The following is a 23,981-nucleotide window of genomic DNA, read 5'->3' as shown; positions in this document are numbered from 1 at the left end:
TCCACACAACTTAAGGGGGCCCCGGGTGTCTGACTCGTTCGTGCATCTCCACGTGCACACCGAGTATTCGATGCTCGACGGGGCCGCCCGTGTCAAAGAGCTGCTGGGCGAGGCCAAACGCCTGGGCATGCCGGCCGCGGCGATCACCGACCACGGCAACATGCACGGCGCCTACGACTTCTACACCCAGGCCACTGCGGCCGGGGTCGTCCCGGTCATCGGCGTCGAGGCCTACGTCGCGCCCGACTCGCGTGACAACAAGAGCCGCGTCAAGTGGGGCCGTCCCGAGCAGAAGAGCGACGACGTCTCGGGTAACGGCGCCTACACCCACATGACCATGTGGGCCCGCAACGCGGTCGGCCTGAAAAACCTGTTCCGCCTCAACTCGCGCGCCTCGATCGAGGGCCAGCTCGGCAAGTACCCGCGGATGGACTTCGACATCATCGCCGAGCACGCCGAGGGCATCATGGGCACCACCGGCTGCCCGTCCGGCGCCGTGCAGACCCGGCTGCGGCTCGGCCAGTTCGACGAGGCGCTCAAGTCGGCCGCGATGTATCAGGAAGCCCTCGGCAAGGACAACTACTTCCTCGAGATCATGGACCACGGCCTGTCGATCGAGAAAAGGGTCCGTGACGGCCTGCTCGAGATCGGCCGGAAACTGGGCATCCCGCCGCTGGTCACCAACGACTCCCACTACACGTACGAGGCTCAGGCGACCGCCCACGACGTGCTGCTGTGCGTGCAGACCGGCAGCAACGTCGCCGACCCCAACCGGTTCCGGTTCGACGGCGCGGGTTACTTCGTCAAGTCGGCCGAGCAGATGCGGGCGGTCGACCCGTCCGAGGCGTGGCAGGAGGGCTGCCGCAACACGCTGCTGGTGGCGGAAAAGGTGGACACCGAGGGGATGTTCACCTTCAAGAACCTCATGCCCCGGTTCCCGATCCCCGAGGGATACACCGAGGAGGAGTACTTCCGCCACGTCGCCTTCGAGGGCCTGCGCAACCGGTTCCCCGACGGCATCCCCGAGACGCACATCAAGCAGGCGGAGTACGAGCTGGGCGTCATCATCCAGATGGGCTTCCCGGCGTACTTCCTCGTGGTGGCCGACTTCATCCAGTGGTCCAAGCGCAACGGCATCGCGGTCGGCCCCGGCCGTGGCTCGGCGGCGGGTTCCCTGGTGGCGTACGCGATGGGCATCACCGACCTCGACCCCCTGCCGCACGGCCTGATCTTCGAGCGGTTCCTCAATCCCGAGCGCATCTCGATGCCCGACGTCGACATCGACTTCGACGAGCGCCGGCGCGGCGAGGTCATCAAGTACGTCACCGACCGCTGGGGCGACGACAAGGTCGCCCAGATCGCCACCTTCGGCACGATCAAGGCCAAGGCCGCCATCAAGGACTCGGCCCGCGTGCTGGGTTACCCGTTCGCGGTCGGCGACCGGATCACCAAGGCGCTGCCGCCCGACGTCATGGGCAAGGGCATCCCGCTCTCCGGCATCTTCGACTCCGAGCACAAGCGCTACAGCGAGGCAGGCGAGGTCCGCACGCTGTACGAGACCGATCCCGACGTCAAAAAGGTGATCGACACCGCGCGGGGCATCGAGGGCCTGATCCGGCAGACCGGTGTGCACGCCGCCGGCGTCATCATGTCGGCCGAGCCGATCATCGACCACATCCCGCTGATGCGCCGTGCCTCCGACGGCGTCATCATCACCCAGTTCGACTACCCGACGTGCGAGACGCTCGGCCTGCTCAAGATGGACTTCCTGGGCCTGCGCAACCTGACGATCCTCGACGACGCGGTCAAGAACATCAAGCTCAACCACGACCTCGACCTCGACCTGCTGGCGTTGCCGCTCGACGACAAGGCGGCCTACGAGCTGCTGGCCCGCGGTGACACGCTCGGCGTCTTCCAGCTCGACGGCGGGCCGATGCGGTCGCTGCTGCGGCTGATGAAGCCCGACAACTTCGAGGACATCTCGGCCGTCCTGGCGCTCTACCGCCCCGGCCCGATGGGCGTCGAGTCGCACACCAACTACGCGCTGCGCAAGAACGGCCTGCAGGAGATCACGCCGATCCACCCGGAGCTCGAGGAGCCGCTGCGCGAGATCCTCGAACCCACGTACGGGCTGATCGTCTATCAGGAGCAGGTGCAGCGCGCCGCGCAGATCCTCGCCGGTTACAGCCTGGGCCAGGCCGACCTGCTGCGCCGGGCCATGGGCAAGAAGAAGAAGGAGATCCTGGACAAGGAGTTCGGCCCGTTCCAGCAGGGCTGCCTCGACCACGGTTACTCCAAGGAAGCCATCCAGGCGGTGTGGGACGTGCTGGTCCCGTTCGCCGGCTACGCGTTCAACAAGGCGCACTCCGCCGCGTACGGGCTGGTCTCCTACTGGACCGCCTATCTGAAGGCGCACTATCCCGCCGAGTACATGGGTGGTCTGCTGACCAGCGTCGGCGACGACAAGGACAAGATGGCGATGTACCTGGCGGAGTGCCGGCGCATGGGCATCCAGGTCCTGCCGCCCGACGTCAACCAGTCGGCCGGTCCGTTCACCCCGGTCGGCAAGGACATCCGGTTCGGCCTGGCCGCGGTGCGCAACGTCGGCAACAACGTCGTCGACGCGATCGTCCGCTGCCGCACCGAGAAGGGCGAGTATCAGGACTTCTACGACTTCCTGTCCAAGGTCGACGCGGTCGCCTGCAACAAGAAGACGATTGAATCCCTGATCAAGGCGGGCGCGTTCGACTCGATGGGGCACAGCCGCAAGGGCTTGCTCGCGGTGCACGCCGAGGCCATCGACGCGTACGCGGACGTCAAGCGCAACGAGGCGGCCGGCCAGTTCGACCTGTTCGGGGCTTTCGGGGACGCCGACGGCGGCAGCGCGGCCACGGTTGCCATGCCCGCGATCGGCGACTCCGAGTGGGACAAGCGCGACAAGCTGGCGTTCGAGCGCGAGATGCTCGGCCTCTACGTCAGCGACCACCCCCTGGCCGGGCTCGAGCAGCTGCTGCAAAATGCCGCCGACACGACGATCGCGGCGCTGAACGAGGAGGGTTCGGTTCCCGACGGCCAGGTCGTCACGCTGGCGGGCATCCTCACCGGCGTGCAGCGCCGCATCACCAAGCAGGGCCGCGCGTGGGCCTCGGCCACCCTGGAAGACCTGGCCGGCGGCGTCGAGGCGCTGTTCTTCCCCAACACCTACGAGGTGATCGGCCAGTTCATCGCCGAGGACGCGATCGTGGTGGTCAAGGGCCGGGTCGACCGGCGCGACGACACCCCGCGCATCATGGCGATGGACATGTCGCTGCCCGACGTCAGCCACAACCCCGACAGCAAGCCGGTCACGCTGACCATGCCGATCACCCGGTGCACGCCGCCGCTGGTCTCCGAGCTCAAGGAGATCCTGACCAGCCACCCGGGCGACTCCGAGGTCCACGTCCACCTGCAGAACGGCAGCCGTACGACGGTTCTGCGACTGGGCGCGGTGCGGGTCGCGCCGACCCCGGCGCTGCGGGCCGACCTCAAGATGATCCTCGGCCCGTCCGCGGTGGGCTGACCCCGGTGACCGGGCACGGGCGACGGCCGCACGCGGCACCTGGCAGGATCGTAGGGTGAACCCGAGTCAGGAACCGGCGTCGCACCAGCCCGGCGAGCGCTCGGCGCCCGAGTCCCGTGCCGTGGATTACGGCTACGGCGCGCCCGGCGCTGGGGGCTATGGGTCTGCGCCCGACGGCGGCGGTTATGGCCCGACGCCCGACGGCGGCGGTTATGGGCTGGCGCATCCGTCGGGGCCGATCGAGGAGCCGCGCAACGCCTTCGGCCGGGCCTGGAGCATGCACCTGTCGTCGCACCGGCCCTGGAAGCGCACCCTCGTCGTCGCCCTCGGGTGTTTCCTGGTGATCGTCGTGCTCGGCGGTCCGCTGGGCCTGCTCTGGCGCGCGCTGGCCCCCTCGGTGCCGGTGGTCGACGCCGGTCAGGCCGGGATCGTGGTCAACGACCCCTCGCCCGAGGAGTACATCGCCGCCGACGGCTGGTTCACGCTGCTGGGCCTCGGGTTCGGCCTGCTCGTGGCGATCGTCGCGTGGCTCGTGCTGCGCCGCGACCGGGGGCCGTTCCTGCTGCTCAGCGTCGTGCTGGGCGCGCTCGGGGCGGGCTGGCTGGTGGCGCCCCGGGTGGGCGAGCTGATCGGGCGGTCCGACTATCAGAGCTGGGCCGAAACGGCGCAGCAGGGTGCCACCTACATGGCGCCGCCCGAGGTGCACGCGCTCGGCCCGACGCTGGTGCCGGCCTTCGCCGCGGCGATCGTGCTGACGTTGCTGGCCGGGTGGTCCAACGACCCCGACCTCGACCAGCCGGGCGCCAAACCGGGCTACGGCTCGAACAACCCCGGGCCTGTGGGGCCGCAGCCGGGCGACGGCTATGAAGCCACCGATTGGCAGGCCGAGCCGCGCGGGTAACTCGGGCGGCGTCTTCGGGCAATGATGAGCGCCGACGATCCTGAACGCCTTCCGTCACCGACTGTCAGTTGGGGCTGGCGGGCCGGGCCAGGTCGCTCAGCGGCACCGGCACGGCCCGCACCCGCGCCAGCAGGCCGGACTCGCGGTTGAGCAGCTTGAGCTCGGTGCGCAGGCGGGTTGTGGTGTCGGGGGCGGACAGCAGCAGCTGACGCTCGTCGGTGGTGAGCTGGGCCGTGGCCGCGATCAGGTGGGACAGCACGGTCGCGTCGCCCGGGACGGCGTCGAGCACCTCGGAGTCGGGGCGCAGCAGCTCGAGATAACCCCGGAAGGCGGCCAGGGCCCGGGGCGCGAGCAGTTCGGCCATCTCGTCGGGCGACTCGTCGGGCAGCCAGTCGACCTCCGCGGTCAGATAGGGCTCGTCACCCTGGCGCACGTCCTTGAGCGTGAACCGCCGCCGGCCGACCGTCATGATGTCGTAGCGGCCGTCTGGCAGCTCGGTGACCTGCCGCAACTCGGCCGTGCAGCCGGTCGGGTAGAGGTCGTCGACCACCAGCGGGACGGACTCCTGAGCCGGGCCGTCGGCACCGTCGGGCGCGGGCGCCTCGGCCCCGCGCCGCAGGGTCACGACGCCGAACTCGTGCGGCCCGTCCTCGGGGCCGGCCACGAGCTCGCGAACGAGCGTGCGGTAGCGCTCCTCGAAGATGTGCAGAGGCAGCACCAGGCCGGGGAAGAGCACCGTACCCAGTGGGAACACCGGCAGCCGATTGCTCACGGGATCAGCCTATCGGTCGGCCTCCCATGGTCAACCCGTCGCGTCGGGGTCACCACGGCCGGTGGTGATCCTCGTCCCACGACTCGGGCCGGCCTGCGGCGACGCCGGTTCTGCCGGGGGTTCCGCCTAGAATTGGCGGCGTGCTGAATCGGATCGACCTGCGCGGCTCCTCCCGGGACCCGCGAGGCCTGCTGCCCCGTGCCCAGCTCGACGTCTCCGCGGCCGTCGAGCAGATCCGCCCGGTCGTCGAGGCGGTCCATCAGCATGGCTTCTCCGCGATCCGCGAGGCCACTCAGCGGTTCGACGGCGTCGAGCTCGACCGCCTGAGGGTGCCCGCCGCCGCGATCACCGCCGCCGCCGAGACGCTCGAGCCCGACGTCCGCGCCGCCCTCGAGGTCGTCATCCAGCGCGCTCGCAAGGTGCACGCCGACCAGCGCCGCACCGATGTGACCACCCAGGTGGTCGACGGCGGCACGGTCACCGAGCGCTGGATCCCCGTACGCCGGGTCGGCCTCTATGTCCCCGGCGGGCTCGCGGTCTATCCGTCCACCGTGGTGATGAACGTGGTGCCCGCGCAGGAAGCGGGCGTCGAGTCGCTGGTGGTGGCCAGCCCGCCGCAGAAGGAGAACGGCGGCCTGCCCGACGCCCGGGTGCTGGCGGCGTGCGCGCTGCTCGGGGTGACCGAGGTCTACGCGGTCGGCGGCGCCCAGGCGATCGCCATGCTCGGCTACGGCTCCGACGGGGCCGGCGAGGGCGACCGCTGCGAGCCGGTCGACGTGATCACCGGCCCGGGCAACATCTGGGTCACCGCGGCCAAGCGCATGCTGCGCGGGGCCGTCGGCATCGACGCCGAGGCCGGCCCGACCGAGATCGCCATCCTGGCCGACGACTCGGCCGACCCGCGGCACCTCGCGGCCGACCTGATCAGCCAGGCCGAGCACGACCCCCTGGCGGCGAGTGTGCTGGTCACCGATTCTGAGGCGCTGGCCGCGGCGGTCGACACCGAGCTGGTGCGCCAGGTCGCGAGCACGAAACACGCCGCCCGGGTGCAGACCGCGCTGGCCGGCGACCAGTCCGGCGTCGTGCTGGTCGACGACCTCGAGCAGGGCCTGCGGGTGGTCGACGCCTACGCTGCGGAACACCTCGAGATCCAGACCCGAGACGCCCGCGAGTGGGCACTGCGGGTCCGCAACGCCGGGGCGATCTTCGTCGGGGCCTGGTCGCCGGTGTCGCTGGGCGACTACGCGGCCGGCTCCAACCACGTGCTGCCCACCGGCGGCTGCGCGCGGCACTCGTCCGGCCTGTCGGTGCAGTCGTTCCTGCGCGGCGTGCACGTCGTCGAGTACACCGAGGCGGCGCTGCGTGACGTCGCCGGGCACGTGGTCGCGCTGGCCAACGCCGAAGACCTGCCGGCCCACGGCGACGCGGTGCGGGCCCGTTTCCCCGGCGGTGAGCGGTGACCACGATCGACGACCTGCCGATCCGTGACGAGCTGCGGGGCAAGACGCCGTACGGGGCTCCGCAGCTCGACGTCGCGGTGCGGCTGAACACCAACGAGAACTCGTATCCGCTGCCCGACGCGGTGGTCGACGCGATCGCCAAGGCGGTGCAGGCCGAGCTGCGCGACCTCAACCGCTATCCCGACCGCGACGCCGTGGCCCTGCGCGCCGACCTGGCCGATTACCTGGGTCACGGGCTGACCGCGGCGAACACGTGGGCGGCCAACGGGTCCAACGAGATCCAGCAGCAGCTGCTGCAGGCGTTCGCGGGTCCCGGCCGTACGGCGCTGGGTTTCGGCCCGTCCTATTCGATGCACCCGCTGCTGGCCCAGGGCACGGGCAGCCGGTGGATCGGCGCGTTGCGGGATCCCGATTTCGGGCTCACCCCGGCAGCCGCGCTGGCGCAGATCCAGGAGCACGACCCCGACCTGATCTTCCTGTGCTCGCCGAACAACCCGACCGGGACGGCGCTCGACCCCGAGGTGGTCACGGCCGTACTCGACGCAGCCCGGGGCATGGTGATCGTGGACGAGGCGTACGCGGAATTCGCCCGTCCCGGCACGCCGAGCGCGCTGACCGTGCTGCCCGGCCACCCGCGCCTGGTCGTGACCCGCACGATGAGCAAGGCGTTCGGGTTCGCCGGGGGGCGGCTGGGTTACCTGGCTGCCGATCCCGCCGTGGTCGACGCCGTGCAGCTCGTGCGGCTGCCCTATCACCTGTCCGCGCTCACGCAGGCCGCGGCGCGTGCCGCCCTGTCGCAGCGCGACGCCCTGCTGGCCACGGTCGAGGCGATCAAGGAACAGCGTGACCGCATCGTCGCCACGCTCCGCGACCGCGGCCGCGCCGTCGCCGACAGCGACGCCAACTTCGTGCTGTTCGAGGTGGGTGGCGACCAGAAAATCGTCTGGCAGCGGCTGCTCGACCGGGGTGTGCTGATCCGCGACGTCGGCCTGGCCGGCTGGCTGCGGGTCACCGCCGGGACCCCGGCCGAGACCGACGCATTCTTGGAGGCCTTGAAGTGAGCCGCACCGCGCGTATCGAGCGCGTCACCAACGAGACCAAGGTGCTCGTCGAGATCGACCTCGACGGCACGGGCAAGGGCGACCTGAGCACCGGCGTCGGCTTCTACGACCACATGCTCAACCAGCTCGCCCGGCACGGCGGCTTCGACCTGACGGTGCGCACCGAGGGCGACCTCGAGATCGACGCGCACCACACGATGGAGGACACTGCCATCACGCTCGGCGAGGCCTTCGCCCGCGCGCTGGGTGACAAGGCAGGCATCCGGCGGTACGGCTCGGCCACCATCCCGATGGACGAGGTGCTCGTGCGGGCCGCGGTCGACCTGTCCGGCCGGCCCTACATCGTGCACGACGAGCCCGAGCTGGCGCCGTACATCGGCCCGGTCTACCCGACCAGCATGACCCGGCACATCTTCGAGTCGTTCGGCCACGCCGCCAAGCTCACGCTGCACGTCAGCGTGCTGCGGGCGGCCCGTGACGGCGGCAAGCCGGACGCCCACCACGTCGTCGAGACGCAGTTCAAGGCGTTCTCCCGGGCGCTGCGCGAGGCCGTCGAGATCGACCCGCGCAACGCCGGGCAGCTGCCGTCCACCAAGGGCGTGCTCTGATGGCCATCGCCCTGTTCCTGCTGGCCGGGTTCCTGGTCGGCGGCGTGATCCAGTTGGTGCGCTCGGGCGCCACCAAGTTCAGCATCGGCCTGGTCGGGGTGCTCGCCGCCCTCGCCACGGCCGGCGGCATCCTGTGGTCGGTCTGATGACGAGCGTGGTGGTGCTCGACTACGGGTCGGGCAATCTGCGGTCGGCCGAGCGGGCCGTCGCCCGTACGGGTGTGGACGTCACCGTGACCAGCGATCTGAGCGCCGCCGCCGAGGCGGACGGGCTGGTCGTGCCGGGCGTCGGCGCCTATGCCGCGTGCATGGCCGGCATCGAGGAGATCGAGGCCGGTCCGATGATCGCCGCGCGGGTCGCCGCGGGCCGCCCGGTGCTCGGCATCTGCGTGGGCATGCAGATCCTGTTCGAGGCGGGTGTCGAGCACGGGGTCGAGACCAAGGGGCTGGGCCTGCTGCCGGGCGTGGTCGACAAGCTGTCGGCCGAGCGCATCCCGCACATGGGCTGGAACACCGTCGACGCGCCGGCCGGCTCCGCGTTGTTCCGCGACATGCCGGAAGATGCGCGGTTCTACTTCGTGCACTCCTACGCGGCCAACGATCTTGACGCGTTGGGCAGTGCCAAGGTGGCCACGGCCAGCCACGACCGTCCGTTCGCGGCCGCCGTCGAGCTCGGCCCGCTCAGCGCTGCCCAGTTCCACCCCGAGAAGTCGGGCGATTCCGGCTATGCGCTGCTGCGCAACTGGGTTGCCGGACTGTAGGGCCATGTCGAAGGAGCGCGCGCGGCGGCGCGAGGCCCGCCTCGCCGTGCTGGAGAAGGAGAAGGCCGCCCGCGCCCGCAAGGTGGCGCGGCGGCAGCGGCGGCGTGCGCTGGTCAAACGCCTGAAACCGCGCACGCGCAAGACCGGCCGGCTGTATCGCCGCAGCCGCGGTGAGCGGATCGGCATTTTGCTCGTGCCGGCCGTGGCGATCGCCGCTGTCTGGCTGTTCGTGCCGGAGACGTCGCTGCGCATCGTGCTCACCGCGGTGCTCGTGCTCGCCGCGCCCGCCCTCGTCGTTGTCGTTCTCGGCCGCAAGGCCGGATAGGACCCCCGGCCGCAGGGCCGCACAAACTCTGGAGAGAAGATATGACGCTAGAGCTGCTGCCCGCGGTCGACGTCGCCGACGGTCAGGCCGTACGCCTCGTGCAGGGCGCCGCCGGCTCCGAGACGACGTACGGCGACCCGCTCGAGGCCGCGCTGGCCTGGCAGAACGACGGCGCCGAGTGGGTGCACCTGGTCGACCTCGACGCCGCCTTCGGGCGCGGCTCGAACGCCGAGCTGCTGGCGGGCGTGGTGGGCCGGCTCGACGTCAAGGTGGAGCTGTCCGGGGGCATCCGCGACGACGAGTCGCTGACCCGGGCCCTGTCCACCGGCTGCGCGCGGGTCAACATCGGCACGGCCGCGCTGGAGGATCCGGAGTGGTGCGACCGGGTGGTGGCCGAGTACGGCGACCGCGTGGCCATCGGCCTGGATGTGCGTGGCCGCACCCTGTCGGCCCGCGGCTGGACCCGCGACGGCGGCGACCTGTACGAGGTGCTGGCCCGGCTCGACAAGGCCGGCGCGTCGCGGTACGTCGTCACCGACATCACCAAGGACGGCACCATGCGCGGCCCCAACCTCGAGCTGCTCCGCGAGGTGTGCGCCGCCACCGACAAGCCGGTCATCGCCAGCGGTGGCGTGTCCAAGCTGGACGACCTGCGCGCCCTGGCCACCCTCGAGCCGGCCGGCGTCGAGGGCGTGATCGCGGGCAAGGCGCTCTACGCGGGCGCGTTCACGGTGCGCCAGGCGCTGGACGTCCTGTCCCAGCCCTGATCCACGACTGACGCAGGGCTTCCACGGCCGCCCCGATCGCCGGGCGTGCCGCGGAGGCCTCCCGCCAGGCGACCACGACCCGGCGCTTCGGCTCGGGCGTGACGTGCACGACCCGTACGCCCGGGGGAAGGTCTTTCGACCGGGCCAAGCGGGGGATGACCGCGACGCCGAGCCCGGCCGCGATCAGGGTCAGCTGGGTCTCGAACTCGCCGACGTGGAAGTCGGGCCGCACGCCGGGGATCGCGCGCAGCAGCCACTGGTGGCAGACGTCGCCCGCCGGGGCCGCGATCCACCGTTCGTTGCCGAGCTTCGAGCGCGACACGGTGTCGCCGAACCGGTGGCCGCTCGGCACGATCAGGTCGGCCACGTCCCAGCCCAGCTCGACGTGCCGGACCCCGCTGGGATAGCGCAGCGCCACCTCGGGCCAGTCGTCCAGCACAGCCAGGTCGGCGTGCCCCCGATGCAGCACCTCGAGACCCTCGTGCGGGTTCACCTCGACCAGGCCGGTGCTCAGCTGCGGGTGCTCCGAGGCCAGGCGGTGCAGCGCGTACGGCAGCAGCGCCCGGCACGCCGTGGCGAACGCGGCCACCGTGAGCCGCCCGGTGACCGTGTCGCGGTGCGCCGCCAGCGCCGCCTCGGCCTCGTCGACGGTGGCCAGCACCTTCTCGGCGTGCCGGGCGAGCACCTGCCCCGCCTCGGTCAGCCGCAGCCGCCGCCCGTCCTTCTCCACCAGTGTGGCGCCGGTCTCGCGTTCCAGTTTGGCCAGCTGCTGCGACACCGCCGACGGCGTGCAGTGCAGCGCCTCACCCGCCGCCAGCACCGTCTTGTAGCTGGCCACGGCGTGCAGGGCGCGCAGACGACCCAGGTCGATCATTCAGCCATGCTACAAGTTCAGTGAAGAACAATTCGATAGTGCTTAACGCTTTTTGAAACGACGCTGAAGCCCATGAGACCACGCGACATCGGGCTGGCCGTCGCCGTCATGGCGATCTGGGGCTTCAACTTCGTCATGATCGACGTGGGCCTCGACCACTTCCCGCCGCTGCTGTTCAACGCGCTGCGCTTCACCCTGGCCGCGTTCCCGGCGGTGCTGTTCGCCGGCCGCCCCCAAGTGCCGTGGCGCTGGATCGTCGCGGTCGGCCTGATCCTCGGCGTCAGCAAGTTCTCGCTGCTGTTCGCGGGCATGGCGGCCGGCATGCCCGCCGGGCTGAGCTCGCTCGTGCTGCAGAGCCAGGCCGTCTTCACGATGGTCTTCGCCGTCCTGCTGCTGCGCGAACGGCCCCGCCCGGTGCAGATCGCCGGCCTGCTCGTCGCGGTGGCCGGGGTCGGGCTGGTGGCCACCCGGATGGGCGCCGCGTTCGGGGCGTTCCTGCTGATCGTGGGCGCGGCCGCCTGCTGGGGCCTGTCGAACATCGCCACCCGCAAGGCGTCCCCGCCCGACACCCTGCGGTTCATGATCTGGGTGAGCGCGGTCGCCTCGATTCCCCTGATCGGGTTGACCCTGCTCGTCGACGGCGCCTCGGCCGACCTGGCCGCGCTGCGCTCGTTCGACCTGCCCGCACTCGGGTCGCTGGTCTACGTCGCGCTGATCTCGACCCTGGCCGGGTTCGCCGTGTGGGGGCGTCTGATGCAGACGTACGGGGCTTCCACCGTCGCGCCGTTCTCCATGCTCGTGCCGTTCTTCGGCCTGGCATCGGCAGCGGTCTTCCTGGGCGAGCGGATCCACGCCGTGGACATCGCCGGGGGAGTGCTCGTCATCGGCGGCATCCTGCTGGGACTGGTCAAGAATCCGGTTCCGCGGCTGGTTAGGGTTGAGGCATGACGGTTGCCGTACGCGTGATCCCCTGCCTCGACGTGGACGCCGGGCGCGTGGTCAAGGGGGTCAACTTCGTCGACCTGCGCGACGCCGGCGACCCGGTCGAGCTGGCCGCGGCGTACGACGAGGCCGGCGCCGACGAGCTGACCTTCCTCGACGTGACAGCGTCCTCCGATGACCGCGGCACGATGCTCGACGTCGTCCGGCGTACGGCCGAATCGGTCTTCATCCCCCTGACCGTGGGCGGCGGAGTGCGCTCCGTCGAGAACGTCGACGTGCTGCTGCGGGCCGGCGCCGATAAGGTGGGCGTCAACACGGCGGCCATCGCGCGTCCGGAGCTGATCGAGGAGATCGCCACCCGTTTCGGCAACCAGGTGCTGGTGCTCTCGCTCGACGTGCGCCGCTCCGCCGGCCAGCCGAGCGGGTGGGAGGTCACCACCCACGGCGGCCGGCGCAGCGCGGGTCTCGACGCCATCGAGTGGGCCGCCCGGGTGGCGTCGCTGGGGGCCGGCGAGATCCTGCTGAACTCGATGGACGCCGACGGCACCAAGGCCGGGTTCGACCTCGACCTGATCGCCGCGGTCCGCCAGGTGGTCGACATCCCGGTGATCGCCAGCGGAGGCGCGGGCCGGGTCGAGCACTTCCCGCCCGCGGTGACCGCCGGCGCCGACGCGGTCCTGGCGGCGAGCGTGTTCCACTTCGGAGACCTGACCATCGGCGAGGTCAAGGACTCGCTGCGGGCGGCAGGCAACCCCGTACGGCGCTGACCCCGCGAGAGCGCCCGACCGGTTGTCCACGAAAAAACGGCTTACATTGACTGCGAATATGCTGAGAAAAGTGCGCCCAGTGGCCCAGGTCACATCCGCGGGCAAACCGTCCCAATCGGCCGAGCGGTGAGAGCGGGATTTGTGCGGAGTGCGCGTTTCACGTCGTGAGACGGGCCGCTGGGCCGGTCGATAGACTCGGCAGAAAGATCCCCGGTCGTGGCCGGTGCGGGGGCGGCACTAGCCCTCCCGCCGCCAGGCCAATACCCTGCTGGTTACTCAGAAGTTAACTCCCCCGTATCACTCGGACATAAGGCGGCGCCGATGGCAGTTGAGGTTCCCTACCGGTCGATCCCCGACATGTTCTTCAAGCGTGTCGCCGCCACTCCCAACGGCCAGGCGTTCGCGGTGCCGAACGCCGACGACACGGCCATGGTCTGGTTCACGTGGGCGCAGGTGGGTGAGCGTGCCTCGGCGATCGCGGCGGGCCTTCGCGACCTGGGCGTGGGCCTCGAGGACAGGGTGGCCATCCTTTCCGGCACACGCTTCGAGTGGGTGCTGGCCGACCTCGGCATCAACTGCGCGGGCGCGGCCACCACGACGGTCTACCCGACCACCGAGCCTGAGGACGCGAGCTTCATCGTCGCCGACTCCGGGTCGAAGGTGCTGATCGCCGAGAACGCGAGGCAGGCGCTCAAGATCTCGGGCGCGGAGACCGACGTGACAAACGTCGTGCTCATCGACGGCCCGGCCGACGCGGGCGCGACCCCGCCGCAGATGACGCTGGCCGACCTCGAGGAGCGCGGCGCCGCCGTGCTGCGCGAGCGGCCCACCCTGATCGACGAGGTCGTCGCCGAGATCGGCCCGGAACACCTGGCCACCCTCATCTACACCTCGGGCACCACCGGCCGGCCCAAGGGCGTGCAGCTTTTGCACGCGGGCTGGACGTGGGAGGGTGTCGCCCAGCAGGATCTGGGCCTGTTCGAGTCGACCGATCTGCAGTACCTGTGGCTGCCGCTGTCGCACTCGTTCGGCAAGACGCTGCTCTGCGGCATCCTCCACGTGGGCGTCCCGACGTACGTCGACGGCCGTGTCGAGAAGCTGGTCGACATGCTCTCGGTGGTCCAGCCGACGCTGATGTGCGCCGCGCCCCGCATCTTCGAGAAGGTCTACAACAAGACCGTCACCACGGCCCTCGCGGGCAGCGGCGCCAAGGTCAAGATCTTCCACTGGGCGGTGGCCACCGGCAAGCAGAAGGTCGCGCTCGAGCAGGCCGGCAAGCCGCTGCCCGGCGCCCTCAAGCTGAAGTATGCCGTGGCCGAGAGGCTGGTCTTCGCCAAGCTGCAGGCCCGTCTCGGTGGCCGCCTGCGCGTGCTGGTCAGCGGTTCCGCGCCGCTCAGCCGCGAGATCGCCGAGTTCTTCGCGGCGGCCAACCTTCCGATCATGGAGGGGTACGGCCTGACCGAGAGCAGCGCGGCCAACTTCGTCAACCGCCTCGACAAGCTCAAGATCGGCACGGTGGGCCTGCCGCTGGGCGACCTCGAGTGCAAGATCGACTCGGACGGCGAGGTGCTGCTGCGCGGCAAGCCGGTCATGCGTGGCTACCACAACCTGCCGCAGGAGACGGCCGAGGCGTTCACCGAGGACGGCTTCCTGCGCACCGGTGACATCGGCGAGGTCGACGCGGACGGCTTCCTCAAGATCACCGACCGGAAGAAAGACCTGGTCAAGACGTCGGGCGGCAAGTACATCGCCCCCAGCGCGATCGAGGGCCAGTTCAAGGCGGTCTGCCCGTACACGTCGCAGGCGGTCGTGGTCGGCCAGGCCCGCAACTTCGTCACCATGCTGATCTCGCTCGACGAGGAAGCGATCAAGGGCTGGGCGGCGAACGGGCCCCTCGCGGGCAAGAGCTACGAAGAGATCGTCACCGCCCCCGAGACCGAGAAGATGGTCGAGGGCTACGTGGCCGAGCTCAACAGCAAGCTCAACCGCTGGGAGACGATCAAGAAGTTCGCGATCCTGCCGCGCGACCTGAGCATCGAGGCCGGCGAGATCACGCCGTCGATGAAGATCAAGCGGCGCTCGGTCGAGACCAACTTCGCCGAGCAGATCGACAAGATGTACGCGGGCTCCCTCGCGCAGATCTGATCACGCGCCACAACCAGAAGACCGGTTTCCCCGTACGGCGGGAGACCGGTCTTCTGGTTCGCCGAGCGTAGGCTACGGCGATGCCTGACGATCCGCGCTCTCCTGAGCAGCGCAAGGCGGACGTGCTCGCCCGGTTGAGCGCCCCCGTGGCCGACGCCTGGGTGTCCACGGCGGCCGGCGACCAGCCCTTCCTTGTGCCCCTCACGGCGGCCTGGTTCCGGGAACGGCTGCTGATCGCCACCGCCCGCTCGACGCCCACGGCCCGCAACATCACCGCGACAGGCCGGGCACGCATCGGTTTCGGCCCCACCCGTGACGTCGTGCTGATCGACGCCGTGCTCGAGACGACGCTCCCGGTCGCCGAGGCACACGACGAGGGCGCCGCCTACGCCGAGCAGAGCGACTGGGACCCCCGTACGGCCGGGGACGAGTACGTCTTCCTCGTGATGCGCCCCGAGCGGATCCAGGCCTGGCGCGAGGTGAACGAACTGCCCGGCCGCACCCTGATGACCGGCGGCGTCTGGAAGATCTAGGCGATCACCGACGGGGTGCGCCACGACGGCACGGACGCGCGGTCCAGGTCGTGCCGCACCGAGGCGATCCGGCGTACGGCCTCGGTGAGGTCCTCCGCCGGCAGTGTGAACGGCAGCCGCAGGAAGCGCTCGAGCGTGCCGTCCAGGCCGAAGCGGGGGCCGGGGGCCAGCCGTACGCCCACATCCTCCGCGGCCCGGGCCAGCGCGCTCGAGATCGGCCCGTCCAGCTCCGCCCAGAGCGACGCCCCGCCGCGCGGCAGCACGAAACTCCACTCCGGCAGCAGCCGCCGCAGGGCCGCTGCGAGCACGTCCCGCCGTTCCCGCAGCCGGGCGCGCCGCTCACCGAGCACCTGCGGGGCCTGGTCGAGCAGCCGGACGGCGACCAACTGCTCGAGCACCGGGCTGGCCATGTCGACGCCGACCCGGATGGCGGCCAGGCGCTGCACCAGCGGAGCCGCCGCGCGCACCCACCCGATCCGCAGGCCACCCCAGTAGCCCTTGCTCATGCCCCCGATCGACACCACCCGCGAGTGCCGGTCGAACACGGCCACCGGTGGCGGCATCGGCTCGCCCTCCAGCGCGAGGTCCACCCACGATTCGTCGACCACCAGCTCCGTACCGGTGGAATGGGCCGTGGCGGCCAGGCGCTCGCGCAGATCGGCCGACATCAGGTGCCCGGTCGGGTTGTGGAACTCGGGGATCACGTACGACAGGCGGGGCCGGGTCTGCCGCAGGGCGCCCAGCAGCATCTCGCCGTCCCAGCCGGTCTCGGCGTCCAGCCCGTGGGTGTTGATGCGGGCCCGGCGCGCGGCCAGGGCGGCCAGCGCGTTCGGATAGGTGGGCGCCTCCACCAGCACGGGCGAGCCGGCCGGGACGGAAAGCCGCAGCACCAGGTCAAGGGCCTGCTGAGTGCCCGCGGTGATGAGGATCTGCTCGGCCGAGGTGGCCACGCCGCGAGCCCGGTAACCGGCGGCCACGGCGTCGCGCAGCTCCATCAGGCCGGTCGGGTGATAACCGGCGCTGCCCAGGTAGCGCGGCAGGTCGTCGGCGGCGGCACGGGCGGCCGGGACCAGCTCGTCGGGGGCGGCGGAGGCGGCCACCCCCAGGTCGATCATGTCGTGGTCGTCGCCCGCGGCCCACAACCCCGAGGTGGCGACCCGGTGGCCGTGGGGGAGCGTGGTCCAGCTGCCGGCGCCGCGGCGGCTGTTGAGGTGGCCGGTCTCGCGCAGGGTCCGATAGGCGGCGCTGACCGTGGTGCGGCTCACGGCGAGCGCCTCGGCGAGCTCGCGCTCGGCGGGCAGGCGTACGCCCAAGGGCAGTCTGCCGTCGCTGAGCAGTCCGCGTACCGCCGCGGCCAGGGCGGCGTAATCGGGGCTGCGGTGCCGGCCCGGCAGCGAGTGCCACTGACCGAGCAGACGCGCCAATTGGCCTCCACGTATCGTCGTGGTCACATCCACCTCCGGCGAATTGGCTCTTCAGCTTCCCGCAATTGGCCCTCAGAGTGGCATTCATGCAACCGAGTGGCAACCGAGATCGTCGTCTCACCCGTCGCGTGACCCAGCTCTTCGCGGGTCTCGTGCTCTACGGCGTGAGCATGGCGTTCATGGTCGAGTCGGCGCTCGGGCTCAACCCGTGGGACGTGTTCCACCAGGGCCTGTCCGAGGTCACCGGCATCAGCTTCGGCTGGGTGGTGATCCTGCTGGGCGTCCCGATCCTGCTGCTCTGGATCCCGCTGCGGCAGAAACCCGGCTTCGGCACCATCGCCAACCTGGTCGTCGTCGGCTTCGCGGTGGACGGCGCTCTGGCCGTGCTGCCCGCGGGCGGCGCCATCCAGTCCCGGGTCGGCTACCTGATCGGTGGCATCCTGCTCAACGGCCTGGCCACGGGCCTCTACATCGGCAGCCGGTTCGGCCCGGGACCGCGTGACGGGCTGATGACCGGGATCGTGGGCCGGTTCCCCCGTCTGTCGATCCGGCTCGTGCGCACCTCGATCGAGGTCTTGGTGCTCGCGGTGGGTTTCCTGCTCGGGGGTACGGTCGGCATCGGCACGGTGGCTTACGCCCTCGCCATCGGCCCGCTGGTGCACGTGTTCCTGCCGTGGTGCACCGTCCGCATGCCCGTCCCCGCCGAGCCGGCGCCGGCACACTGACCCCGTACGCCGATCCCGCGCACCCTGGGCTCGCGCGCACTGGCCCCGGGTAGTGATTTCGCGCCAGCCGGGCCCTGCGCCAGCCGGGCCCTGCGCGCTGAGCCCGGCCCGCTGAGCCCGGCCCGCTGAGCCCGGCCCGCTCACGGCGCTGAGACGTGGCCGCTCGTGCCGGTGGGCTGAGGCTCGCCGGTCGCGCGCCGGCCCTCACGTTCACTCATCGGTGGCTTCTGTCCCCATTGGACGCAGCTCTTCACGCTGCGAACCGGTTAAGTCGCCAAGGTCATCGGTCACAGCTTTGTGATCATCGCGACACATCTGCTTCCCGGCGCCGGGGTGGCACGGCATCATTGCCGCATGGGGGCTGGCGACTGGCAGTGGAACGACGCGTGGATCTTCGTGTCGGCGGTCATAGCCGAGCGCCTCGAGCGTGATCGGGCACTGCACGCGGCGCTCCCGATGGCCGGCGCGAGCCTGGCCGATGTCCTGGCCGCAGCCGATTTCCTGCATCACAGCGTGCCCAGCCGGGCCGAGCTGGAGGAGTCCGTACGCCGTCTGGCCGGGGCGGGTTTGATCGTGGTGGAGGACGACCTGGTCGAGGTGGCCCCGGCAGGCGAGCAGCTGTGGCGCAGCCGGCCGTTCAGCGGTCTGTCGTCGGCCGTGATGACGTTGCAGGCCCAGTTGAACCGGGCCACCTCACCCGGCGACGCCGACTGGACCCTCGACGAGCAGACCTACGCCGCCGCCGTCCGCGAATACAGCCATCGCCTCGCCGACGGCCGCTGACCACAGCCGCCAGCCGCGGCGCGCCGCCGAACCCCGGCACCCCACATTCCCCGTACGGCGAAACAGCCGTAACCGCTTGGGCACGGTTCGCTGAGTGCCACGCAAGCGGCGTGCGGCTTGTCGTTCGGGCGCGCGGCGGACCGGGCCGTGACCGAGGCGACAGTGAACTCGACGCTGTGGCGGGCCGAGCAGGTCACGGAGGTGTGGCTGGCGAACCGGCGAGGGGTCAGGCGGTGACCGGTTCCTCGAGCGGGCGCATCGTGCGGATGGCCGGTGAGAACGTCGCCGTGAGGGCTGAGGCGGAGACGGCCGCTGAGAAGAGCAGGATGCTGATGGTGGGTGACCACAGCGTCACGAACACGCCCGCGAGCAACGGCGCCGCCGCGGCGGCCGACATGGCCACCAGGAAGATCACGCTCAGCACGCGGCCCTGCAGGTGGTCGGGGGTGATGGCCGCCTGGTAGCCGAACAGGGCCGCGTTGCAGGCCGGGCCCACGAAGATCGCCAGGGCCACCGGCACGGCCGCGGCCACGCTCATCGTCAGCAGGGCGCTCACCGCCAGGAACAGCGTCGCCGCCCAGCCCAGGCCTCGGATGAGGGCCGGGAACGACAGCCGGCGCAGCAGGGCGGGCGCGGCCAGGGCGCCGATCAGCCCGCCCGCGCTGACGATGGTCTCGGTCAGGCCGATCACGCCGGGCGCCACCCGGTGACTCTGCAGCGTGACGACGATGGTGAAGATCGACCCGTACAGGGCGAAGTTGAGCGGGGCCGCGATGAGCAGCACCGCCCGCAGGAACGGATTGCCGAAAACGAACCGGATGCCCTCGGCCAGGGCCTTGGTGTGCCGGGGCGGGTTGTCGGGGCGGGCGGTCTGCAGCGGCTTGCGGATCATCGCCACGCCGATCAGCGAGGCCAGGTAGGACACCGCGTTGCCCAGGAACGGCAGTGCCTGGCCGAGGCCGAAGAGCAGGCCGCCGACCGGGGGCCCGGCCAACGAGGTGGCGTAGCTGCGCGCCTCGTTGCGGGCCACGGCGGCGGGCAGCTGGGCGGGCGGGACGATGCTGCGCAGCGACGCGTGTTCGGTGGTGTTGAACAGCGAACCGCCGACCGCGTCGATCACGGCGACCACGATGATCGTGCCGAGCGTGGCCCGCCCGAGCACGACCGCCACGGCCAGGCCGGTGAAGGCGATCAGGCGTACGACGTCGCAGATCAGCATCGCCCGGCGGCGGTTGACCCGGTCGGCCAGGACGCCGGCCGGTAATCGGCAGATCAGCTTGGTCGCCTGGGCCGCGGTGCCGACCGCGCCGGCCTGCACGGCGGAGCCGGTGACCTCGAGGACCAGCAGCGGAACGGCCAGCATGGCGATCGCGCCGCCCAGGTCGGACAGGCATTGACTGGTCCACAGCAGAGTGAACTCGCGGTTGCGCCACAGGCTGGTCACGGCGTTGTCCGGACGGAGAGCAGCGATGTGGTCACGCTCTGCAGGATATGTACTGCGTTCGATCCCTGCCGCCTGTGGAGGCGCCCGGCAGAAGGGGCGGGCGGAGGGAGGGGCGCCCGGGAGACCCGGGCGCCCCGACCGGTGATTACTGGACCACGAAGAGCAGGCGGTTGGGGGAACCGCTGCCGGGGCTGGTCACGACGTTGGCGGTGGCGTTGCTGACCAGGCTGTCGCGCACCTGGGCCGGGGTGTAGCCGGTGTTGCGCGAGAGCACGAGCGCCGCCGCGCCGGCCACGTGCGGGCTGGCCATCGAGGTGCCGCTGATCGTGCTGGTCGCGGTGTTCGAGTTGTACCAGGCCGACGTGATCGACGAGCCGGGCGCGAAGATGTCCAGGCAGGAGCCGTAGTTCGAGTAGCTGGCCCGGGCGTCCGTGCTGGTCGTGGCGCCGACCGTGATCGCCGCGCCGACCCGGGCGGGCGAGGAGTTGCAGGCGTTGGCGTTCGAGTTGCCGGCCGCCAGGGCGTACGTGACCCCGCTGTTGATCGACGCGGCGACCGCGTTGTCGAGCGTGCTGCTGACGCCGCCGCCGAGGCTCATGTTGGCCACGGCCGGCTTGACCGCGTTGTTCGTCACCCAGTTGACGCCCGCGATGACCCCGGCCGTGGTGCCGCTGCCCGAGCAGTTCAGCACGCGGACCCCGACGAGCTGCACCTGCTTCGCGACCCCGTACGTGGCGCCGCCGACCGTGCCCGCCACGTGGGTGCCGTGGCCGTTGCAGTCGACGCCGCCGCTGCCCACGGCGTCGTAGCCGAACCGGGCCCGGCCGCCGAAGTCGTTGTGCGTGTACCTGATGCCGGTGTCGATGATGTACGCCGTCACGTTGGAGGCGGTCACCGGATAGGTGTAGGTGGTGCTCAGCGGCCGGTTCCGCTGGTCGATGCGGTCGATCCCCCAGGTCGCGTTGGACTGGGTGGCGCTCAGCGAGATGGTCTGGTTCTGCTCGACGTAGGCGACTCCGGGGCTGGCCGCGAGCTTCTTGGCCTGCGCCTCCGACAGCGACGCCTCGTACCCGTTGATCACGGGAAGGCTGCGCTTGAGGCCGGTCGGGGCGGCCAGGGTCGAGGCCCCCGGCTTCATGACCACGATGTAGCTGCCCGGGACCGCGGTGGCGGTTCCGGCCAGTCTGATGTCCCCGGTGGCGGGGGCCGCGACGGCCGGGGTGGCGGTCGCTACGGCGGTGGTGACGACGGCGAGCAGGCAAGCGGCCAAGGTGCGGGAAGTCGCCATGCTGATCCTCTCTGAGCCGGCTGGGGGTATTGAATCGACGTTTGTCTCTTCAATACCGCTGAGCGTAGGGGGCGCTGTCGTCGAGGGCCGCATATCGATTAGGCCATAGTGCGCAGAATGAGCGGGTGGACCTGATCATTCGGCTGGACGGCACGGACGGGAAGACCGCCGCTGTCTATCGCGCGCTGCGGACGGCCATCGTGGACGGCCGGCTCCCGGCGGGCGAGCGGCTGCCGCCGACCAGGGCGCTCGCGGCCGATCTGGGCGTGGCCCGGGGGAGTGTGGCCGCCGCGTACGAACGGCTGGTCGCCGAGGGATACTTGTCAGCCCAGGTGGGCGTCGGCACCTTCGTCGCTGTGAAGGCCGTGAGGCGGACAAGACGCCGAGCGGGTGTGGACCAGCTGAGGCCCCGGGAGGGCTGGGTCTTCGAGCCGCTGGAGACGAGCGGCGCCACCAAGAAACCCCGCTACGACTTCCGAAGCGGCATCCCCGACGCCGGGCTCTTCCCGTTCGACGTGTGGCGCCGCCTGGTCACCGCCGAGCTGCGCCTGCGGGCGAACAACCCCGGCACGTACGGGGACCCGGCCGGGCACCCGGGGCTGCGTGAGGCCGTCGCCCGGTACATCGGCGTCTCCCGCGGCGTGCGCGCCACCGCCGCCGACGTGGTCGTCACCAACGGCGCCCAGCACGCTTTCGACCTGATCGCGCGGGTTCTGGTGAGGCCCGGGGACGTGGTCGCGGTCGAGGAGCCGGGTTATCCGCCGGCCCGCCGCATCCTGGCCGCGCTGGGGGCGAGGGTGACCGGCGTACGGGTCGACGACGAGGGCCTGGTCGTGGCGGATCTGCCCGCGCACTGCCGGCTCGTCCACACCACCCCGTCGCATCAGTTCCCGCTCGGCCGCGCGATGAGCCTGGCCCGCCGGCGGGAACTGCTCGACTGGGCCCGCGCCCGGCCCGCCGCGATCGTCGAGGACGACTACGACAGCGAGTTCCGCTTCTCGGCCCGTCCCCTGGAACCGTTGCACAGCCTCGACACGGCCGGCCGCGTGCTCTATGTGGGAACCTTCTCCAAGAGCATGCTCCCGGCCATCCGTACGGGCTTCGTGCTCGCCACCCCGGGACTGCGCGACGCCCTGATCGCCGCCCGGCAGCTCGGCGACGGCTACGGGCAACCGGCCGTGCAGGCGGCTCTGGCGCGCTTCCTCGACGAGGGGCTGCTCGCCCGGCACGTGCGCAAGGCCGGACGCGCGTACGGGGAAAGGCATGCCCGCATCACCGCCGGGCTGACCCGCCTGGGGTCGCTGGACGTCGTCCCGTCCGCCGCCGGCCTGCACGTCACGGCGTTGACCGGCGCCGACTCGACCGCGGTGGTGTCCGCGGCGGCCCGCGCCGGTCTGGCCCTCGACGACCTGCGGTCCTACTCGGCGTCCACGCCCGCGCAGACCGGCTTCGTGCTCGGGTTCGGCGCCACCGACCCGGCGCTGATCGACGAGGGGCTGGCCGTCCTCGCCGACCTCCTGGAACGCCACGTCTGATAGGCCAGCGAGGCCGCCACGATCACCAGGCTCAGCAACGCCGGCGCCCCGTTCAGCCACAGCAGCGCGACCACGGTCACGAACCCGGCCGCCGCCACGACCCGCCACGGCCCGGCCGGCAGCAACCGCAGCGCAGCCGCCGTCCCGATCACGTAGACCAGCGTGAAGCAGCCGGTCACCAGCAGCAGCGAGGTGTGCAGGCTGAGCGGCAGCGCGGCCGAGGCCAGGCTGAGCAGGAAGACCGTTGTCAGCGCCCGCCGCGGCGTGCGGCCCGTCACCGCCGGCAGCGCGCCGTCGCGGGTGAGTGCCGCCCCGAGCTGTGACGCCCCGGCCAGGTAGGCGTTGACCGCGCCCACCGTGAGCAGCACCGCCACGATCGCGGTGAGGATCCGGACCGGTCCGCCGACCCCGGCCGCGAGCAGGTCGGCCAGCGGCGCCGAGCTCGAGCCGAGCGCCGGGCCGAGCACCAGCACGCTGGTGAGCGCGACCGCCAGATAGAGCACACCGATCAGCACGACGGCGATCGCGGTGGCCCGGGGCACGTCCCGGCGCGGGTTGCGGTACGACGCGGCCAGCGACGACACCGCCTCCCAACCGGCGAAACCCCAGACCAGCACCGCGGCCGCCGACCCGACTCCCGCCCAGCCGTGCGGCGCGAACGGGGTCAGGTTGCCGAGGTCGGCGTGGGGGAGCGCGGCGATCACGGTGATCACCAGCAGCACGGCCAGCACGCCGGTCAGCACCAGCTGGACCCGGCCCGAGACGCGCACGCCGTACCAGTTCATCGCGAACACCGCCGACACGATCACCAGGAAAGTGAGCAGGCGGGTGACGTGGCCGCCCCCGATGACATCGGCCACGTACCCGCCCGCGAACGCGGTCGCCGCGGGCGCGCCGAGGGGAACCGCGAAGAAGAAAGTCCAGCCGATCGCGGCGCCCGCCCGCGGGCCGAACGCCAGCCGGACGTAGGTGGAGACGCCGCCGCCGTCCGGGTGCCGTGCCCCGAGCGCGGCGAAGGTCAGGGCCAGCGGCGCCGACAGCACGATCAGGGCGAGCCAGGCCACGAGCGAGGCCGGACCAGCGACGTCGGCGGCCAGGGCCGGCATCGAGATGACCCCGGTGCCGAGCACGGCGCCGACGCAGAGTGCCGCGCCCTGGGTCAGGGAGAGTCCTGAGTTCTGTGCCATGCCCTCACGCTAGGGCCCGATTGGCTCGCCGTTCGGACCAATACGTGGCGGATCATTTGGGCCAATCACAGAGCCGGCCGTACGCCCTCCAGGCCTGCCGGAGGAGATCGGCGAGCAGTCG

General features: G+C 71.3%; 22 protein-coding genes. 16 read left to right on the top strand and 6 right to left on the bottom strand.

What is annotated here, in order from left to right; translation table 11 throughout:
* Positions 1-25: 25 nt before the first annotated feature.
* Together dnaE and C8E87_RS06680 are read left to right on the top strand one after the other, a co-directional pair.
* Positions 26-3,559, top strand: a complete 3,534-nt coding sequence (dnaE, locus tag C8E87_RS06685; RefSeq protein WP_133872268.1) for a DNA polymerase III subunit alpha — start codon at positions 26-28, stop codon at positions 3,557-3,559.
* Between the two features lie 55 nt (positions 3,560-3,614).
* Positions 3,615-4,460: a DUF2567 domain-containing protein gene (locus C8E87_RS06680; protein WP_203720902.1), complete on the top strand. Its 846-nt coding sequence runs from the start codon at positions 3,615-3,617 to the stop codon at positions 4,458-4,460.
* A gap of 64 nt (positions 4,461-4,524) precedes the next feature.
* On the opposite strand, the gene C8E87_RS06675 is transcribed toward C8E87_RS06680, so the two are convergent.
* Positions 4,525-5,232 (bottom strand): LON peptidase substrate-binding domain-containing protein, encoded by a 708-nt coding sequence (locus tag C8E87_RS06675; RefSeq protein WP_133872267.1) that lies wholly within the window; start codon positions 5,230-5,232, stop codon positions 4,525-4,527.
* Between the two features lie 140 nt (positions 5,233-5,372).
* Between C8E87_RS06675 and hisD the strand changes: the two genes are divergently transcribed.
* Genes hisD through priA form a run of 7 tightly spaced genes read left to right on the top strand, consistent with a single transcriptional unit; the run spans position 5,373 to position 10,213 of the window.
* Entirely contained in the window at positions 5,373-6,692 is a 1,320-nt protein-coding gene (gene hisD, locus C8E87_RS06670) for a histidinol dehydrogenase (protein ID WP_133872266.1), read from the top strand.
* Entirely contained in the window at positions 6,689-7,753 is a 1,065-nt protein-coding gene (locus tag C8E87_RS06665) for a histidinol-phosphate transaminase (RefSeq protein WP_133872265.1), read from the top strand. Before hisD ends, C8E87_RS06665 begins: the two co-directional genes overlap by 4 nt.
* A complete protein-coding gene (gene hisB, locus C8E87_RS06660) occupies positions 7,750-8,361 on the top strand; it encodes an imidazoleglycerol-phosphate dehydratase HisB (RefSeq protein WP_133872264.1) in 612 nt (203 codons plus the stop codon). The genes C8E87_RS06665 and hisB overlap by 4 nt, the downstream gene beginning before the upstream one ends.
* The gene (locus C8E87_RS43525; protein ID WP_166661101.1) at positions 8,361-8,507 is read left to right on the top strand and encodes a CG2302 family histidine operon protein; all 147 of its coding nucleotides are present in this window, start codon (positions 8,361-8,363) and stop codon (positions 8,505-8,507) included. Before hisB ends, C8E87_RS43525 begins: the two co-directional genes overlap by 1 nt.
* Positions 8,507-9,121, top strand: coding sequence for an imidazole glycerol phosphate synthase subunit HisH (gene hisH / locus C8E87_RS06655; protein WP_133872263.1), 615 nt, complete (start codon positions 8,507-8,509; stop codon positions 9,119-9,121). Before C8E87_RS43525 ends, hisH begins: the two co-directional genes overlap by 1 nt.
* A 4-nt stretch (positions 9,122-9,125) precedes the next feature.
* On the top strand, positions 9,126-9,446 hold the full coding sequence (locus tag C8E87_RS06650) for a hypothetical protein (protein ID WP_133872262.1): 321 nt from the start codon (positions 9,126-9,128) through the stop codon (positions 9,444-9,446).
* Between the two features lie 41 nt (positions 9,447-9,487).
* Positions 9,488-10,213, top strand: a complete 726-nt coding sequence (priA, locus tag C8E87_RS06645) for a bifunctional 1-(5-phosphoribosyl)-5-((5-phosphoribosylamino)methylideneamino)imidazole-4-carboxamide isomerase/phosphoribosylanthranilate isomerase PriA (protein ID WP_133872261.1) — start codon at positions 9,488-9,490, stop codon at positions 10,211-10,213.
* Here priA and C8E87_RS06640 read toward each other — a convergent pair.
* A complete protein-coding gene (locus C8E87_RS06640) occupies positions 10,173-11,087 on the bottom strand; it encodes a LysR family transcriptional regulator (RefSeq protein WP_133872260.1) in 915 nt (304 codons plus the stop codon). The genes priA and C8E87_RS06640 overlap by 41 nt on opposite strands.
* A 72-nt stretch (positions 11,088-11,159) precedes the next feature.
* Between C8E87_RS06640 and C8E87_RS06635 the strand changes: the two genes are divergently transcribed.
* The 4 genes from C8E87_RS06635 (at position 11,160) to C8E87_RS06620 (ending at position 15,474) form a co-directional block, all read left to right on the top strand.
* Complete coding sequence (locus C8E87_RS06635; RefSeq protein ID WP_133872259.1) at positions 11,160-12,035, top strand: EamA family transporter; 876 nt, start codon at positions 11,160-11,162, stop codon at positions 12,033-12,035.
* A complete protein-coding gene (hisF, locus tag C8E87_RS06630; protein ID WP_133872258.1) occupies positions 12,032-12,796 on the top strand; it encodes an imidazole glycerol phosphate synthase subunit HisF in 765 nt (254 codons plus the stop codon). The genes C8E87_RS06635 and hisF overlap by 4 nt, the downstream gene beginning before the upstream one ends.
* A 321-nt stretch (positions 12,797-13,117) precedes the next feature.
* On the top strand, positions 13,118-14,941 hold the full coding sequence (locus C8E87_RS06625) for an AMP-dependent synthetase/ligase (RefSeq protein WP_133872257.1): 1,824 nt from the start codon (positions 13,118-13,120) through the stop codon (positions 14,939-14,941).
* An 80-nt stretch (positions 14,942-15,021) separates the two neighbouring features.
* Positions 15,022-15,474, top strand: a complete 453-nt coding sequence (locus C8E87_RS06620) for a pyridoxamine 5'-phosphate oxidase family protein (protein ID WP_133872256.1) — start codon at positions 15,022-15,024, stop codon at positions 15,472-15,474.
* Here the strand turns inward: C8E87_RS06620 and yczR are convergent.
* Positions 15,471-16,925: a MocR-like transcription factor YczR gene (gene yczR / locus C8E87_RS06615; protein ID WP_133872255.1), complete on the bottom strand. Its 1,455-nt coding sequence runs from the start codon at positions 16,923-16,925 to the stop codon at positions 15,471-15,473. The genes C8E87_RS06620 and yczR overlap by 4 nt on opposite strands.
* Positions 16,926-16,984: 59 nt before the next feature.
* Here yczR and yczE point away from each other — a divergent pair, with 59 nt between their 5' ends.
* Positions 16,985-17,623 (top strand): membrane protein YczE, encoded by a 639-nt coding sequence (gene yczE, locus C8E87_RS06610; protein ID WP_133872254.1) that lies wholly within the window; start codon positions 16,985-16,987, stop codon positions 17,621-17,623.
* A 354-nt stretch (positions 17,624-17,977) separates the two neighbouring features.
* Positions 17,978-18,406, top strand: a complete 429-nt coding sequence (locus C8E87_RS06605; protein ID WP_133872253.1) for a hypothetical protein — start codon at positions 17,978-17,980, stop codon at positions 18,404-18,406.
* A gap of 226 nt (positions 18,407-18,632) precedes the next feature.
* On the opposite strand, the gene C8E87_RS06600 is transcribed toward C8E87_RS06605, so the two are convergent.
* Entirely contained in the window at positions 18,633-19,850 is a 1,218-nt protein-coding gene (locus tag C8E87_RS06600; RefSeq protein WP_133872252.1) for an MFS transporter, read from the bottom strand.
* Between the two features lie 145 nt (positions 19,851-19,995).
* Entirely contained in the window at positions 19,996-21,138 is a 1,143-nt protein-coding gene (locus C8E87_RS06595; protein WP_133872251.1) for a S8 family peptidase, read from the bottom strand.
* Between the two features lie 125 nt (positions 21,139-21,263).
* Here C8E87_RS06595 and pdxR point away from each other — a divergent pair, with 125 nt between their 5' ends.
* A complete protein-coding gene (pdxR, locus tag C8E87_RS06590; RefSeq protein ID WP_133872250.1) occupies positions 21,264-22,673 on the top strand; it encodes a MocR-like pyridoxine biosynthesis transcription factor PdxR in 1,410 nt (469 codons plus the stop codon).
* Here the strand turns inward: pdxR and C8E87_RS06585 are convergent.
* Positions 22,556-23,860 (bottom strand): amino acid permease, encoded by a 1,305-nt coding sequence (locus tag C8E87_RS06585; RefSeq protein WP_133872249.1) that lies wholly within the window; start codon positions 23,858-23,860, stop codon positions 22,556-22,558. The genes pdxR and C8E87_RS06585 overlap by 118 nt on opposite strands.
* Positions 23,861-23,981 lie beyond the last annotated feature (121 nt).

The sequence above is a fragment of the Paractinoplanes brasiliensis genome (assembly GCF_004362215.1).
Classification (GTDB): Bacteria; Actinomycetota; Actinomycetes; order Mycobacteriales; family Micromonosporaceae; genus Actinoplanes; species Actinoplanes brasiliensis.
This window is presented reverse-complemented; position numbering and strand designations above follow the sequence as displayed.